Source organism: Psychrobacter sp. ENNN9_III (genome assembly GCF_001462175.1).
Lineage (GTDB): Bacteria > Pseudomonadota > Gammaproteobacteria > Pseudomonadales > Moraxellaceae > Psychrobacter.
The window spans coordinates 13,643-28,494 of sequence record NZ_LNUO01000148.1; the positions used below are offsets into that span (position 1 = coordinate 13,643).

The window sequence follows — 14,852 nt, forward strand, 5'->3', positions numbered from 1 at the left end:
CCAAAACAAGCTTATTATGAGAATTGACAGTGAAGGATGCTGATAGTTGCCATAATTGCTCTTTAATGAATAAATGGATATTGAGGACTATTATGAAAACTAAAAATTCAACGTTACAATTTTCACGACCTACACTGTTACGCTTGCCAACCATACTAACTATTGGCATACTCAGCACTGGATTGCTTTTAAGTGGTTGCAGTAATAATGATAATGCAGAAACAAAGACAGCTGCTAATAATACTGAAGATGCCGCAGCTGTTGTTGACACATCTGCGGAAGACGTAGAATTAACTAATGCTGATAATGCTATTGAAAGTGAGCAGATAGCAAGTAGCGCTAAAGAGGAAACTGCTATTGATAGTGACAATGTCAATCCTGTCACCGCCTCTGCCAAGCAAAAAAGCTTAGTCACCAATCCAACCGAAGTTGGTACGCCAGAAGATGCTGTGAAGCAAGCCTTAGACAGTTTGTATGAGGGTGATATAAAGCAAGCTGCTTCTTATTACAAAGTAGATATGGCAAATTTTGAAGAAGAGCTGGCCAATACGCAGTCTGCTTTTCAGCAAACTGTCGATGGCGTTACTATTACTGATACCAAATATAATGATGACAAAACGCGTGCCACTATCATAGGCGAGCTGATGCTAAAAGACCAAAGTGAGCCTGCGCCATTGACATATGAGCTACAAAAAATAAAGGGTCAATGGAAGATTTTAGGTTAATACCTTTAAGTACTTTGGTTTAACAACAACTTTTTTGGACAGTGGTCTTTTGTCTACGTTTTATCGCTATTTGTTTCATTCGCTGCTACTGCTTTACCAAGCATCACGACATCAGCGATAAACCCTTGCATATCACATACTTTTGGCATATAGCCCCATTGCTCAAAACCAAGCTTACTGAATAATCCTAAGCTTGGTTTATTATGGGCAAAGATAAGCGCCACAATATTTTGAATACCAAGATTTGGCGCTTGCGCCAGCATCCAACGAGTTAGTAAGCTGCCCAAACCTTTTCCATGATAATCATGATGCAGGTAGATACTGATCTCAGTGCTAATATGGTAAGCCGTACGAGCATATAAGTCACTAAAGCTGCCCCATGCTACGATTGGCGATTTGGTTTGAGCGCCAATCTCATTAACGTTAGCTGTCGAACTAGCCGCTGCTCTAACCACATAAATGGGACGTGTTGGGCTGTCTAGATGTTCATTAAACCAACTCGCCCGCTCTTCACAAGTCACTGGTGTCAGATTTGCCGTGGCTTGTTTGCCGGCGATGCTTTGATTATAAATTACTAAAACCTCTGGTAGATCCTCTTTGTTGGCAAGATGCACAATAAACTGATCATCAAGATTGTGTATTAATAAGTTAGGCGGTATAGCGTTCAAAGCGATGTTAGTCATAGAGTCTCCCTAGCGAATGACACAATTAATAATAAGGCGATGTAAGGCTTTTATAGTAGATTGACTATACTTGTATTATCCGCAGACTATAGATGTTAGTGTGGCTATTTTACTTTATAATGGCTTGTTTTAGACACTCTGATTTTTTGTACAGATGTGTTTTTTGTTTTTTATTTGGTCTTATCTATCATAGCTGAAATTTATGAACACCTATTTTCTTGAGCAACTGATTGCCTCGCCAAGCACTTTGCCTACAAATACCAGCCCTGTAGATTTGGCACCTTGTGTGCTCACTATTGGCAACTTCGATGGTGTACATTTAGGTCATCAAGCCATGCTAGCGCAAGTGCGTGACATCGCTAACATGCAAAACCTTCACTCTGCCGTCATGATATTTGAACCCCAACCGCGTGAGTTTTTTGCACCAGCCACGGCTCCTGCACGCTTGACCAATTTAGCAGAAAAGCAAGCCTTGCTAGCAGAAAACGGCGTCGAGACTTTAATCGTAGCAAGCTTTGATGATGAGTTTCGTTCGCTATCAGCGCAAGCGTTCGCTGATCTGTTAGCGCTGCGTCTAAACGTCAAAGCATTGGTATTGGGTGATGACTTTAAATTTGGTCATGATCGTACAGGTGACAGTCAGTTTTTACGAGATTATGGCTTAGATGTGACCAATCTACACACTGTCACAGATGATAGCAGTGCAGCGGTACGCATCAGCTCCACTCGCGTTCGCGATTTGCTGTTGGCAGGTGATATTGAGTCAGCCAATATTTTACTTGGTCGCGACTATACTATGACAGGATTGGTCGTTAATGGAGATAAAATCGGTCGAACGATGGACTTTCCTACCGCTAATATAGATTTGGATCGTTTAAAGCCTGCTCTTCATGGGATTTTTGCTGTTGATGTGGTCAGCCTCGATGATACGGGAGAAGTAATACCCCACGGCTTGACAGAGCTGGCTACTGGTGAAAAAGCAGGTGTGGTAGGCCTACGTCCGCATAGCCTGTTTGGGACTGCAAATATTGGCATCCGACCGTCTGTTGATAAAGCTCATAACTGGCGCTTAGAAGTACATTTTCCAGAGTTTCAAGGTGATTTATATGGTCTGACCTTACAAGTACGCTTTTTGCACTTTTTGCATGGCGAACGACGTTACGAGGGTTTAGAAGCACTCAAAGTAGGTATTCATCAAGATGTTAGAGACTTACTTGAATGGCGAGAACATCAACAAATAAGTTGAAGTGTGTCTTTTGTCTATAAGTAAAAACCACAACCTGGAAGGCTGTGGGTTTTTATTTTAATCAATCTGTTGTTTTTCTAAGCATCCGGATGCAAGCGTACGTTTAATTCGTCAATAGTCTCAACCCAAGCTGCATCTTTGAACCATTCTTCTTTTAAAAAAGCTCGCTGATTGTCATTCCAAATATGAGCATCGATTAGCTCTTCGTCTTTTGCTAATTTGTTTTTTTCAATAAACTGATCAATCGCTTCATCAGAGCTATCCAGCCCTAACTGAGCAAATAATTCATTCATACTATATTCAGGTTCACCCAACATACCGTCACTCCTTAAATGATGCAAGTTTGATTGTACTTATTATTTCATCGAACGCATTTATTGTAGCAAGCTTTTTTTTATTCGCTGTTAATCAACGTTTATCTAACGTTATCAATTGTATTAATACATGCTTAAGGCATAAAAAAGCCCTCTGTATAAGAGGGCTTTTAAATTACACTACATAATAACGTCAGCCAATTGACAACTTATGGTAGTAGGTGTGCTACTGCATCACGCTCTTCGCTTAGCTCTTGCTCAGTCGCTGCCATCTTCTCTTTTGAGAATTCTGATGATACATCAACGCCGTCTACGATAGACCAATCACCATTGCTACAAGTGCAAGGGAAAGAGTAAATCAAACCTTCAGCAATACCGTACTCGCCGTTTGAGTAAACACCCATTGATACCCAATCATTCTCATCAGTACCGAGGGCCCACGTACGCATATGAGCGATAGCTGCATTGGCTGCAGACGCAGCAGATGACGCACCGCGAGCTTTAATAATTGCTGCACCGCGCTGTTGTACTTCTGGGATATAAGTGTTTTCGTACCAGTCGCGATCTACTAAATCTAGCGCGGGCTTACCGTTGACCGTACAAGCAGTCAGATCTGGATACTGGGTTGATGAATGGTTGCCCCAGATAGTCATGTTTTTAATGTCATTGACTGTGCTGTCAGTCTTTTGGGCCAACTGTGCCATTGCACGGTTGTGATCTAGACGAGTCATGGCAGTAAAGTTACGTGGATCAAGATCTGGTGCATTGCGCTGAGCGATTAGCGCGTTAGTGTTGGCAGGATTACCGACGACCAATACTTTTACATCGCGGCTGGCCACTTCGTTCAATGCTTTACCTTGTGCTGAAAAGATAGCAGCGTTGGCTTCTAATAAATCTTTACGCTCCATACCTGGACCACGAGGACGTGCACCTACTAGTAGTGCGTAATCGATATCTTTGAAGGCAACATTTGCATCATCAGTTTGGACGATACCTGCCAATAATGGGAATGCACAGTCTTCTAATTCCATGACCACACCTTTTAGAGCATCAAGCGCTGGTGTGATTTCAAGCAATTGCAAAATAACTGGCTGATCTTTACCTAGCATCTCACCAGATGCAATACGAAATAGCATCGCGTAGCTGATATTACCAGCGGCACCAGTCACGGCAACACGTAAAGGCTGTTTCATAGAATACTCCCTAATTAATTATTAGATAATGTCATCATTATACAGACAGGCATGATAGATATGGACTTGCTCAATGAGGTATAGACTTGCTCAATGGTAGCGGTCACAAACCGAAAGCTAGTGTAGCACTTCATTTAGTAAACCGTCTAGGGACAACGGGGTGCTTACTGATGTCTATATTGTTACATTTTATACATACAAAAGTTTGTCAGCAAAAAGAACTGTAAAAGTTGAAAACTGCTTTGATTGGTTTTTTATCGCTATACTTTATGAGCTTTGTACTTATCATTAGTACGATTTAGTAGTGGCTACTTACCACCTGAAATAATAAAGTTACTGCCGCAACTATTTATTACTTCGTTACATTTACCAAACTGGCCACCGTCATAACAGACGTGTATATCAGTTAGTATAGATTGACGACGTCTACCTGCCTGACAAATTAAGTCAATACCAGTAGCGGACATACCATTATTTAGGCGTAGCATTTGTCCGATAAAACGAGACTTTGAAACCGTATAACTATTACCTGTATTCAATTCGCTGGGTAGCTTTAAAGCGCCTGCATAATTGGTAATTTGACGGAAATAGCTGCTGGCGCTAAGCGGACTACAAGCACCATGATGTTGCCATGCTTGGCTACGTACAGTTGTGTCTGGCATGATACGGTTAACGACTTTTAGCTGCAATGGCGTTAAACGCGGCTCACTACCGCGTCCACAGCGCTCACCGTAGCCCATATCTAACCCAGATACTGTCAAAGAGTAACCTTCTAAACATTGGCGCATACGGGCCCGTGAAGGTTGTAGGTTGCACAGCGCTGGCGTCATCTCAATCATTAATACCCTTTGGCCAGATTGAACCGCATTTGCTGCCTGTGCCGGTAGTAAAAATAAGCCTTGTAGTAATATTAGACCTATAATATTTAAGGTTGAATAATATCTGTTATTAAAGCTGTGGTTCTCATACTTGTCCAACCAATACTTTTGTACCCCATCCCTTTTTATATGACTTCGCCGTAATTTAGCTATTGAAACAAATACCCGCACAAACTGGCGCGCACACTTTTGAGCAGATAACTGAAATCTGGTGGATGTATGCGCAGGCCGATTGGGGTCATTATTTATCATATATATAAAAATACTCAATAGTTATTAAACATGAACAGCAGCATTTAGGCAACATCATACAGTAAAATGCAGCTAAGTTCTGAACGTAAAATGCTAATAATTTAAGCAACGGTTCTGAATAAACCGTTTAGTAAAACTTTGTAAAGAATGACGACTATAATCAAGGTAGTAAAGTATATTTACGTTGTCTTTACTACCCTATACAAAATCTAATCTCACACTACTAATATAAAAAATGTTGGATAACTGTCAAATCTAAAATGCTGCTGGAACGGTACCCATACGCTCACTAATTGGCTTAGTACGACCTAGCAAGCTACTATAAACAGTCGCGTTCTCCATTACGTGTTTTACATAATTGCGGGTCTCAGGATAGGCTATCGATTCGACATACTGATCTGCGGCAAGTGGCCCATAAGTAGGTTGCCAGCGTTTGGCATTGTTAGGGCCAGCGTTGTAACCTGCCGTTGCCAGTACAGGCTGATAGTTCAGCTTACCTAAGATATCACTCATATACCATGTACCATAGCGGATATTAGTGTCTCCACTATTGGCGCGGCTGGCACTATACGACTCACCTAGATTACGTGCGATATATTTTGCTGTGTCTGGCATAATTTGCATAAGGCCACTAGCACCAACGTTAGAACGTGCTGACGTTACAAAGCGACTCTCTTGACGCATAATGCCATAAGCCCACGCCGGATCAATACCGGCTGATTGACTATAACGTACTACTGCATCTTGATGTGGCATTGGATGCGATAGCGCCAAGCTGTTTACTCTCTCAGTATTATCGGCTGCATAGATAGCTCGATCAAGCCAGCCCATATCATGGGCTTGACGAGCCGCTGCAATAATTAAGCCATCATCACGATTATCACGTGCCTGCTTTACCGCCCAGTTCCATTCGCGGTTGGCGTAGGCACGGCTAGCATCAGCATTATATAAAGCGAAAGCGCGTGCAAAATGCTGGTCTTGTAGAACACGAGCCTTATCAGCAGTACTTACGTTCGGCAAGTTGCCACCACCTAGACTACTAGTATCGAAGCGCTGTCCAACTTTATCTTTAGCCATCAAACCATAATAATCATTACTTTTGGCCAAGTGTTGATACATTTTCTTAGCCGTATTACGCTTGCTGCTGTCATTTGATTGTTCGTATGCGCGTGCTAGCCAATACTGCCACTGATTGAGTTTTTGAGTTTCAGCATCCATCTGCGAAATAGATTCGATCACATCATCCCAACGACTAAAACGAATAGCTGCTTTAGCATAATCTTCAGCTTCTTCAAAGTTAAAGTCATCGTCTAAGCTGTTGCGAAACCAGTCGATCGCCTCAGCGCCAAAACCATCATCAGTGGTATGGTTCATACGCTCTACCCCTAAAATACGATAAGCGTAGCGCCGTGTATCATCATTCAATAACTTGGCTGAACGCTGATTGTCTTGTTTTATATCAAAATCTAACTGCAGAGCAGCTTCACGGTATGACTTTTCAGCGAGTCGTCCTATGGCATATAGATATAAATACTGATTGGTTTGGTTGTTTGGCTGCATGCCAAAGCGACCAAAATAAGCACTTGGATTAAGCTGAATCTCACTTAATGTAGAATAAGGAATCGGCGTACCAAGACGTGATGATAACGCCATGATATCGCCTGTCTTACCTTTACGTAACATGCGTTTGAGACGGGCGGCACGGTCTTGATTACTAATAAGTGTATTATTGTTAAGCTCAGTGGCAAGCTGATCACACAGTGCAGGCTGCTTAAGCGTGTTCAACCAAACATCTGACTTTTCTGCCAGCGCGCGCATCGTATCACCGCCACTATTAAAACCAAGAGCAACGGCACAGCGCTCACTACGATCGCCATTTGTCACTAAATTAGCAACTTGACGTACCGAAGCGTAGTCGCCTGAAGCAGCTTTTGTTTCGGCAAAATCAGCGACCAATTTTTCAGCCATTACCGTATTAGGATACTGACGAACGAACTGCGATACCGCAGCAGAGCTTTGCGCCTCCAAGTCCAAATTCATGCGCCAATAGGTCGGATACATGGCAAACAATCCACCACTCATCAACTGCTCGTAATTAAACAAAGCATTGATATCTCCGTGGTCTGCCGCTTGTGCAGCCAACGTAAAATAGTCCACACTATTGTCTTGCTGGTAGCTATTACCATAAGTTGTTGTGGGCTGGGCGCAGGCAACCTGTGACAACCCAGCAGCACTCATGGCAGTGACTAAGCTTAGCGCACCAATACGTAGTGATCGGGCTTGCACGCCCATAACAGTTATATGGCGTTTCGGTTTAGACATGACAAAATCGCTAGCTTGGCTGTTATTTTGAATGTGATTGGCAGCTGACTGCTTTCTCATACTTGCTCTCTTTGTGTTTTAATCATCATTTACTGCCAAGACTATCTATGTAGCTTTGGCTCTTTTATCTGCACTAATCTTTTTGCTAACTTTATAAACTCAATTTCGAAATTAAAAATGCTATCTATGTTAACACTGACTATCTTTTGATTCATATAACAATAGACCTATTATTTATCAAATTGAATCAAGACCAGAACAATGTACTGTGTTTATAGCATAGTATTCATCATACTACATTCATCTGACCTTCAACCAGCGCCATTACTATTCATTAATAAATAAGAGAGTGGCGCGTAACACAGAGATGATATGACGCCAACCTTATAATATATGTTAAATGCCTATAAAACTTCTGATAAGCAATTGATAGTATTATAAATAATTTATGACAATTATGGCCAATACTATACGGTTACTTTTCACATTAGTAGATGGTTATGATAAAATACGCCACGCATTCATGGCCTATCACCGCTATGTTTTGATAATTTTTGATAATTGTGGATTTTAACTTATGAGTGTTTCTGTATTCGACCCCCGCATCATTGACGCTAGTGCTAAAACTGATGTCACTGCGCCTGCTATCAATGCACTCGTAGAGACAAATCCAGAAACTGCTTCGTCTGCTACTAAGAAAGTATTTATCACGACTCAAGGCTGTCAGATGAACGTTTATGACTCTGATAAAATGCTTGATGTGCTGGGCGACTCGCACGGCATGGTAGTGACGCAGGACATTGATGAAGCTGATGTGCTTTTAATGAATACCTGCTCAATCCGCGAAAAAGCTCAAGAAAAAGTGTTTTCAGAATTGGGTCGCTGGCGTAAATTGAAAGAGAAACGTCCAGACTTGGTTATCGGAGTCGGTGGCTGCGTGGCCTCGCAAGAAGGGGACAACATCCAAAAACGCGCCCCTTACGTTGATATGATATTTGGTCCGCAGACCCTGCACCGTCTGCCAGAACTATATGATCAATCAAGCGAGCAACGCAATATCGCTCCCAAAAATCGTATTGGCACCATTGACATCTCTTTTCCTAGCATTGAAAAGTTTGACTTTTTGCCTGAGCCCAAGGTAGAGGGTTATAAGGCCTTTGTTTCTATTATGGAGGGCTGCTCAAAGTATTGCTCATTTTGCGTCGTACCCTATACACGCGGCGAAGAGTTGTCACGGCCATTAGACGATGTATTGGCTGAGATTGACAGTTTGGCGGCGCAAGGTATTCGTGAGATCAACCTACTCGGTCAAAACGTCAATGGTTATCGCGGTGAAAAAGACGATGGCAGTATTTGCCGTTTCGCAGAGCTGCTGCATTATGTATCGCACGTCGATGGTGTCGAGCGTATTCGCTATACCACCAGCCACCCGCTAGAGTTCACTGATGATATCATTGATGCTTATGCGCAATTACCAGAGCTAGTATCGCACCTACACTTGCCTGTGCAAAGTGGCTCAAATAATATCCTCGCAGCGATGAAGCGTAACCATACGATCGATGTTTATATCAATCAGATCAATAAACTCAAGGCCATTCGTCCTGATATCTATTTGTCGAGCGACTTTATCATTGGCTTCCCTGGTGAGACCGATCAAGACTTCCAAGATACATTAAACTTGGCAAAGGAGTTAAACTTCGATCACTCTTATAGCTTTATCTATTCTAAGCGTCCAGGTACGCCAGCGGCAGAGTTGCCTGATGATGTGAGCTTTACAACCAAAAAAGAGCGCTTGGCTGAATTTCAGCAAGTCATTATAGACTCAACGCTTGCCAAAACTCATGAAATGGTCGGCACGACGACTCGCGTGTTGGTTGAACAAGTGGCAGATCGTCATCCAGATTGCCTAATCGGCACGGCAGACAATACACGTACTGTTATGTTCCCTTACGATATGGAACAAATAGATCAGCTACTTGGTAAGATTGTTAGCGTTCGCATTACTGATTTTGTGAGTCCGCATATGGTCAAAGGTGAGCTTGAGGCTGTTTTAGCCTAAATTTATTTAGTCTAAATACAAACGAGAAAAGTCGCTTACTATTCGCTAGTAAGCGACTTTTTTATGACGCAATGATAAGTTTCTAAATAACAAACGGCTTATTTTAAGCCATAAAGCTGTTCAACACTTCAGCCAATAGCGCCGCTGCAATTAGTATAAAAATCACTCCGCAACCACGATTGAGCCATACCAAGCGATTTCCAACATCGAGCCAGCTTGCAAGCTTTGTACCGCCTAGGGTATAAACGATCTGCCAGATTGTCTCACTCAAAAATAATCCTATAGTTAATACCACATATTGTGGCCACAGTGGCGCACTAAAATTAATGAACTTAGGAAAGAGCGCAGCAAAGAACAAGATGGCTTTTGGGTTAGACAGTGATACCCAAATACCAGTACGAAACAAGGTTGTGTTGCTCGGAGATATCTTAACTGCTGCACTAGATAGCGAGCGTGGTCTGGGCATATCAGGCGTAGGTTGCATAGTAGTGGGATAGTCAGCTGCCACCTCCTCACTTATCTCACGAGCATCGCTCATCAAGCTACCCTCACCAGCATCGCGCCACGAGCTGATACCCAAATAGATAAGATATGCTGCGCCGACTGCTTTAATAACCGTAAGCAACCAAGGAGACTGGCGACTGATGACATCCAATCCAAGCAATGTCGATAATAGCAGTATAAACAAACCAAGGCTTAACCCCGCCAGCGTCCAAATTGTCCGCTTGAACCCATAGTTCATCCCATACTGGAACGCTAATAACATATTGGGACCAGGGGTCGCTGAAATAAAAAACGTACTTGCAAAAAATACCGCAAACAGATGCCAAGACATCAACCAACCCCTACTCTTTTATTTAAAATAAATGGCATAAACGCAAAAGACGCAAAAAATAAATACCGCCATAAAGACGGTATATTTTATGCTACTTCATAACAAAAAAGAACTGCTTACTGCCTTAATTAGCCGCACAGCTCTTAAGCAATTTTTGTAAAAACTCATCACAGCGCGCAATCTCACCAAGCTCAACATACTCATCAGCTTTATGCGCTTGCTCAATACTGCCAGGGCCACAAATAATCGTTGGAATACCAGCATTGGTAAATTGCCCGCCTTCAGTTGCATAAGCGACTTTATGACGCTGGTCGTCTTCGGTGAGTGCAGCTATCAACGCCTGTAGCTCAGCGCTATCATTGTCGGTCATGGCTGGTACGGCCTCCATTTGCCGCAGCTCAATACCAGTATCGGCAGCGCGTGCTTGCATTTGTGCACTGAGCTCCGCAGCTTTCGCTTGAATCGGTGCGAGAATCTCGTCTTGTGTCATATGCGGCAGATTACGATAATCAAAGGTGAATTCACACAAATTTGGGACTATGTTGGTCGCTGTACCGCCCTGTATTGTACCCACAGAGAGCGTCGAATAAGGCACATCAAACAGTGCATCATTATCGTTGCGATGACTGATTTGTTCCGCTAAGGTATCAACATAATCGATTAGACGACTGGCATAGCTGATGGCATTGACGCCCTGTTTGGTCAATGATGAATGCGCAGACTTGCCATGGACGCGGCAGCGATAAACAGCAATACCTTTATGTGCCACAACCATCGTCATATTGGTCGGCTCACCAACGATACAATAATCCGGTGTGATACCACGTGCCTGTAAATCTGCCAGCATCAAGGGAGCGCCCAAGCAGCCAACCTCTTCATCAAATGACAGGGCTAAATGTAGCGGACGATGCAACTGGCCACTTTTAGACAGTTTTGCTGCCTGTGGCAATAAGGTCAACGCACAAGCAATAAAGCCCTTCATATCACAAGCGCCGCGCCCGTATAGCTTATCACCACGAATGGCCGCGGTGAATGGCTCTGATGCCCAGTCTTGACCATCAACTGGCACTACATCAGTATGACCAGACAATACAAGGCCGTGGTTCACTTCATCAGCATTGGCTCCTGCTGGCACAGTGACAAATAAATTGGCTTTATTCCTAGCCTCATTAAAGGTCAAATCCACCGTTAAGCCTAATTGCTCACAATAAGCTTGTACATCGTCGATCAACGCTAAATTGGAATGGCGACTGACCGTATCAAAACCTATCAGACGCGCTAGCCAATCGATGCTTTGCGCAGGATACGTCACATGAGACAAGGTTTGGTCGTCATCGTCGCTACTATTCTTTATAGTCATAAAACATCCTTATTACGATATAAAATAAACAAGCATTAGCCTTTTTGGAGCGCGCGTCGTTGTAACGCTTTTACTTTGTCATCCAAACCGGCAACTGGGCCATCTACTGGTATGTTCGGAGCCACTTCCTGAATCGATAAGGTATTGATAGGAGAGGAGGATTCGACACCCATCTCATCCATCCATTCGCTCAATTGTTTCGATGAGCTAACGTAAACAATACGCCCCAATCCTGCCCAAGCATGAGCCGCTGAGCACATGGTGCAGTGCTCACCTGAGGTATAGACTACCGCTTTCGCACGCGCATCAGGGTTCATGTTTTGGGCCGCCCATTTTGCAACGGCAATCTCAGGATGATAGGTCGCATCGACTGTATTGGCACGGTTACGATCTTCATGCAACACACGTCCCTCGTCATCGACCAATACACTACCAAATGGCTCATCGCCCGCCTCTACCGCTTCAGCAGCAAGCTCAATGCAGCGGTGCAAATGTTGCATGTCACTGTCCGTTATCATTATAGTCTCCCTTTATTATCTTACGGCAAATCACCATTCCTATGCCACTTAACATTATAGCGAATCACTTACGACGGATTGTTTTGGTTCATGACATTGAGCACAGGCGGCATAGGCTTTGGCAGTTTACCTTCTGCTTGCAGCTCTTTTGTCGTTTTAGCATCTATAGCTAAGCCCGAGATCAATGCCAACTCTTTAACAGGTTTGCGTTTACGAGTGGCAAAGCTTACAGGTATCATACGCGCAAACTCATAAATATAAAGGTAGGACTCTTCACCACCCTCATACTCTTCATCTTCTTCTAGACGTATAGCCCCAATTTTAGCCAAATCTGAGAGCATCTCATTTTCTTCAGCCGTCAGACCACAATCAGTAATCCCAAAACCTGTCATAAAACCGTTTGCCCACTGTTTCAAGGCAATGACACGTTCGTATAAACTGTGTTCATCATCAGGTACTAATGGCATATATGCATAGGCATCATCTTTATCTTTTAGCTGAAATACCGTATCTTCGCCCTCTTCTACCGTATCTTCGCCCTCTTCTGCCAATAAAGTTAGCGCAGCGTCTGGCAATGGTGCAAAACTCAGCTCTGCAAGGACAGTCGCCCATTCTTGCTCATTTGGGGCGTTGCAAGCCGTCATCAAACCAGTCATTAAGCCGTGTAGCTCACTAATACTGACATCAGTCCAATCTTCAATGGTATTTGACCAAGTATTCCAGCCTGAGATATTGTCATTCATAACAATTGTCCTATTTATTAGTTAGTACTTATTAATTTAATATAGCTGTAATTTCTTACTATTTATAAGATTACAGCCAATAAAAGCAAAAAAACGAGCACAATACGTGCAATTACTTTGTTGATATAGATATTATGCGGTCACCTATGGCATTATTAAACGTAACGAAGAAAATTCCTCCACGCATCACTTGTTAAGGATAAAAACTGACTATGTATGATCAACTCAAAAACTTAGAAAAAATGATACTCGATATAAAAAAGCAGTATCAGCTCGTCAGTAGCGAACTTAGCAGCCTCAAACAAAAGCCAAATAGTGACCCTAAAGAATTAGCAGCGCTCAAAACGCAGCTAAATAGCTTTAAATCTGAAAATGACAATGCCAAAAAACAGTTGGGCGACCTTGATAAACGCTATCAAAGCCTAGCTGAAGCACATCATATGATTGGCGAAGAACAGGACCAATTGCATAAACAGATAAATGATTTGCAGCGTAAGAATAATGAGCTACAACAGCACAACAAGGAACTTCAGCAACAAAATAGCGATATCAAAAAACAAAACCATGACTTACAAGAAAAAAACCAGCTCGCTGCCGAACGTACGCAGGTCGTACTAAAACGGTTGACGCGTATTGATCAAATGGAAGGCTAAGTATACTTTGCATACATGCTTTAATTAAATGATACTGCGGTGCGTCATGTATTAATGATGTCCGCGCTAATGATACTATATTAACGACGTTAACTTGTGGGATCCTTTATGACTGATAACAATAGCAACGCCACTCAAAAAGACAAACAGCAACCTCAGCAGAACCAAAATGAAGAAACAAATAACCGTGCTGACAATGCAAACTTGACTTCTAACAATTCAGCTTCTAGTAGCTCTGTCTCTAATACAAGCGAAAAACCTGCGATATCTGAACCACAAATGAAAAAAGTAGACATCGTCATCGCTGGGGTAACCTATCAGATTTATTGCCCAGCAGATGAAGAAGCAGAGTTACGCTCAGCGGTATATTATATCAATGACTTCTTGCTCAACATCAAAAAAGACGCACCGAATTTGAGTCAAGAGAACTTACTAGTGTTATGCTGCTTGAACCTTTATGAAAAAATCCACGCGCATAAAAAGACAGATGACGAGACGGCACAAGCGTCTAAACAAGCTGAGGCATTACTCAGCAAAATAATGAAAGATGCACAGTCTATTTTGTAAGTCCATAAATGACAGGCTACCCTCCTGGCTGATAACGCTTACCGGAATGAAAGTCTGCTTGATGCTCATAGTTGCAAAAAAATAGCTCTTTATTGGCTACAGTATGGCTATCACTAGCTGTAGCTAAGTTGGGCGAGCTTTCAAGAACGCCGCGATATTCGGCTAAACTGTGCCCACAAAAGTCGCAATTGCGCGGTGTAGTCACATCGCCTTCTTTAGGCATCATGCTTTTGGGCGCTCGGGGGTACATGAACTTATAAAACCCCCACATTGAGACCCAAATAAGAATGATGATAATAATAGCAGCCGCCACGGTCATGCTCCTTAGATCAATAGTTTGTGTACTATAGCAATAGGTACGTTATAAAGTGTACTGTAAATCAGGCTATAAGCACAATCATTGCTCTGTCTGTTTACTGTCAAATTCATTATTATTAAGCGCAAGATCACCTTTAAAAATATCTTCTAATAGATCATAAAAAAACTGACTATAATAAGTCAGTC

At 42.6% G+C, this 14,852-nt stretch carries 15 protein-coding genes; 5 read left to right on the forward strand and 10 right to left on the reverse strand.

The window, feature by feature from the left end:
• Positions 1-92: 92 nt before the first annotated feature.
• Positions 93-725, forward strand: a complete 633-nt coding sequence (locus PENNN9_RS09190) for a hypothetical protein (RefSeq protein WP_058369397.1) — start codon at positions 93-95, stop codon at positions 723-725.
• Positions 726-778: 53 nt separating this feature from the next.
• On the opposite strand, the gene PENNN9_RS09195 is transcribed toward PENNN9_RS09190, so the two are convergent.
• Positions 779-1,408 carry a GNAT family N-acetyltransferase gene (locus tag PENNN9_RS09195; protein ID WP_058369398.1) on the reverse strand — a complete coding sequence of 210 codons (630 nt, stop codon included), beginning with the start codon at positions 1,406-1,408 and terminating at the stop codon, positions 779-781.
• Positions 1,409-1,610: 202 nt separating this feature from the next.
• Between PENNN9_RS09195 and ribF the strand changes: the two genes are divergently transcribed.
• Complete coding sequence (ribF, locus tag PENNN9_RS09200) at positions 1,611-2,654, forward strand: riboflavin biosynthesis protein RibF (protein ID WP_058369399.1); 1,044 nt, start codon at positions 1,611-1,613, stop codon at positions 2,652-2,654.
• 77 nt (positions 2,655-2,731) lie between these two features.
• Here ribF and PENNN9_RS09205 read toward each other — a convergent pair whose 3' ends face one another.
• The 4 genes from PENNN9_RS09205 to PENNN9_RS09220 all read right to left on the reverse strand — a co-directional run bounded on the left by PENNN9_RS09205 (position 2,732) and on the right by PENNN9_RS09220 (position 7,583).
• A complete protein-coding gene (locus tag PENNN9_RS09205; RefSeq protein ID WP_058369400.1) occupies positions 2,732-2,971 on the reverse strand; it encodes a DUF2789 domain-containing protein in 240 nt (79 codons plus the stop codon).
• A gap of 206 nt (positions 2,972-3,177) precedes the next feature.
• On the reverse strand, positions 3,178-4,161 hold the full coding sequence (locus PENNN9_RS09210; protein ID WP_058369401.1) for a malate dehydrogenase: 984 nt from the start codon (positions 4,159-4,161) through the stop codon (positions 3,178-3,180).
• Between the two features lie 308 nt (positions 4,162-4,469).
• Entirely contained in the window at positions 4,470-5,000 is a 531-nt protein-coding gene (locus PENNN9_RS09215; RefSeq protein ID WP_227511781.1) for a hypothetical protein, read from the reverse strand.
• Positions 5,001-5,546: 546 nt separating this feature from the next.
• Positions 5,547-7,583, reverse strand: coding sequence for a lytic transglycosylase domain-containing protein (locus tag PENNN9_RS09220; RefSeq protein ID WP_058369412.1), 2,037 nt, complete (start codon positions 7,581-7,583; stop codon positions 5,547-5,549).
• 607 nt (positions 7,584-8,190) lie between these two features.
• Here PENNN9_RS09220 and miaB point away from each other — a divergent pair.
• The gene (gene miaB, locus PENNN9_RS09225; protein ID WP_058369403.1) at positions 8,191-9,672 is read left to right on the forward strand and encodes a tRNA (N6-isopentenyl adenosine(37)-C2)-methylthiotransferase MiaB; all 1,482 of its coding nucleotides are present in this window, start codon (positions 8,191-8,193) and stop codon (positions 9,670-9,672) included.
• Between the two features lie 103 nt (positions 9,673-9,775).
• On the opposite strand, the gene PENNN9_RS09230 is transcribed toward miaB, so the two are convergent.
• From PENNN9_RS09230 to PENNN9_RS09245, 4 genes are all read right to left on the reverse strand, one after another.
• Positions 9,776-10,507 carry a LysE family translocator gene (locus PENNN9_RS09230; RefSeq protein WP_058369404.1) on the reverse strand — a complete coding sequence of 244 codons (732 nt, stop codon included), beginning with the start codon at positions 10,505-10,507 and terminating at the stop codon, positions 9,776-9,778.
• Positions 10,508-10,631: 124 nt separating this feature from the next.
• A complete protein-coding gene (gene argE, locus PENNN9_RS09235; protein WP_058369405.1) occupies positions 10,632-11,867 on the reverse strand; it encodes an acetylornithine deacetylase in 1,236 nt (411 codons plus the stop codon).
• A gap of 35 nt (positions 11,868-11,902) precedes the next feature.
• Complete coding sequence (locus PENNN9_RS09240) at positions 11,903-12,385, reverse strand: nucleoside deaminase (RefSeq protein WP_058369406.1); 483 nt, start codon at positions 12,383-12,385, stop codon at positions 11,903-11,905.
• Positions 12,386-12,453: 68 nt separating this feature from the next.
• Positions 12,454-13,128, reverse strand: a complete 675-nt coding sequence (locus tag PENNN9_RS09245) for a UPF0149 family protein (RefSeq protein ID WP_058369407.1) — start codon at positions 13,126-13,128, stop codon at positions 12,454-12,456.
• A 212-nt stretch (positions 13,129-13,340) separates the two neighbouring features.
• Here PENNN9_RS09245 and PENNN9_RS09250 point away from each other — a divergent pair, with 212 nt between their 5' ends.
• Both PENNN9_RS09250 and PENNN9_RS09255 read left to right on the forward strand, forming a co-directional pair.
• Positions 13,341-13,781 carry a hypothetical protein gene (locus tag PENNN9_RS09250; RefSeq protein WP_058369408.1) on the forward strand — a complete coding sequence of 147 codons (441 nt, stop codon included), beginning with the start codon at positions 13,341-13,343 and terminating at the stop codon, positions 13,779-13,781.
• A gap of 108 nt (positions 13,782-13,889) precedes the next feature.
• Positions 13,890-14,348, forward strand: a complete 459-nt coding sequence (locus tag PENNN9_RS09255) for a cell division protein ZapA (protein ID WP_058369409.1) — start codon at positions 13,890-13,892, stop codon at positions 14,346-14,348.
• 16 nt (positions 14,349-14,364) lie between these two features.
• Here the strand turns inward: PENNN9_RS09255 and PENNN9_RS09260 are convergent, their stop codons facing one another.
• The gene (locus PENNN9_RS09260; protein WP_058369413.1) at positions 14,365-14,619 is read right to left on the reverse strand and encodes a hypothetical protein; all 255 of its coding nucleotides are present in this window, start codon (positions 14,617-14,619) and stop codon (positions 14,365-14,367) included.
• Between the last annotated feature and the right edge of the window lie 233 nt (positions 14,620-14,852).

Coding starts and splice junctions, on each gene's coding strand:
- PENNN9_RS09190 (WP_058369397.1), top strand. CDS start 93: ATGAAAACTAAAAATTCAACGTTACAATTTTCACGACCTACACTGTTA.
- PENNN9_RS09195 (WP_058369398.1), bottom strand. CDS start 1,408: ATGACTAACATCGCTTTGAACGCTATACCGCCTAACTTATTAATACAC.
- ribF (WP_058369399.1), top strand. CDS start 1,611: ATGAACACCTATTTTCTTGAGCAACTGATTGCCTCGCCAAGCACTTTG.
- PENNN9_RS09205 (WP_058369400.1), bottom strand. CDS start 2,971: ATGTTGGGTGAACCTGAATATAGTATGAATGAATTATTTGCTCAGTTA.
- PENNN9_RS09210 (WP_058369401.1), bottom strand. CDS start 4,161: ATGAAACAGCCTTTACGTGTTGCCGTGACTGGTGCCGCTGGTAATATC.
- PENNN9_RS09215 (WP_227511781.1), bottom strand. CDS start 5,000: ATGATTGAGATGACGCCAGCGCTGTGCAACCTACAACCTTCACGGGCC.
- PENNN9_RS09220 (WP_058369412.1), bottom strand. CDS start 7,583: ATGGGCGTGCAAGCCCGATCACTACGTATTGGTGCGCTAAGCTTAGTC.
- miaB (WP_058369403.1), top strand. CDS start 8,191: ATGAGTGTTTCTGTATTCGACCCCCGCATCATTGACGCTAGTGCTAAA.
- PENNN9_RS09230 (WP_058369404.1), bottom strand. CDS start 10,507: ATGTCTTGGCATCTGTTTGCGGTATTTTTTGCAAGTACGTTTTTTATT.
- argE (WP_058369405.1), bottom strand. CDS start 11,867: ATGACTATAAAGAATAGTAGCGACGATGACGACCAAACCTTGTCTCAT.
- PENNN9_RS09240 (WP_058369406.1), bottom strand. CDS start 12,385: ATGATAACGGACAGTGACATGCAACATTTGCACCGCTGCATTGAGCTT.
- PENNN9_RS09245 (WP_058369407.1), bottom strand. CDS start 13,128: ATGAATGACAATATCTCAGGCTGGAATACTTGGTCAAATACCATTGAA.
- PENNN9_RS09250 (WP_058369408.1), top strand. CDS start 13,341: ATGTATGATCAACTCAAAAACTTAGAAAAAATGATACTCGATATAAAA.
- PENNN9_RS09255 (WP_058369409.1), top strand. CDS start 13,890: ATGACTGATAACAATAGCAACGCCACTCAAAAAGACAAACAGCAACCT.
- PENNN9_RS09260 (WP_058369413.1), bottom strand. CDS start 14,619: ATGTGGGGGTTTTATAAGTTCATGTACCCCCGAGCGCCCAAAAGCATG.